The sequence below is a fragment of the Clostridium sp. CTA-17 genome, from assembly GCF_054767895.1.
Window position 1 is genome coordinate 1 of sequence record NZ_BAAABF010000032.1, and the last position, 400, is coordinate 400.

Here is a 400-nt window from a genome sequence, read left to right on the forward strand (position 1 = left end):
GTATCATTAAGTGAATACATAGCTTAATGAAGGTAACCCAGGGAACTGAAACATCTAAGTACCTGGAGGAAGAGAAAGAAAAATCGATTTTCTTAGTAGCGGCGAGCGAAAGGGAAAGAGCCCAAACCGGAAACTTGTTTCCGGGGTTGAGGACATAACATAAAGAGAAGTAATGGCTAATTGAAGAGAACTGGAAAGTTCCACCGTAGAAGGTAATAGTCCTGTAAATGAAAGCTAGTATAATCGAGTTGTGATCCAGAGTACCACGAGACACGTGAAACCTTGTGGGAAGCAGGGAGGACCACCTCCCAAGGCTAAATACTACCTGATGACCGATAGTGAAGCAGTACCGTGAGGGAAAGGTGAAAAGAACCCCGGGAGGGGAGTGAAATAGAACCTG

The 400-nt window shown here is 44.8% G+C and carries 1 rRNA gene; it reads left to right on the forward strand.

The features are described from left to right. Window positions 1–400: ribosomal RNA gene (locus ACYUCG_RS15260) — 23S ribosomal RNA — on the forward strand; the annotation flags it as partial.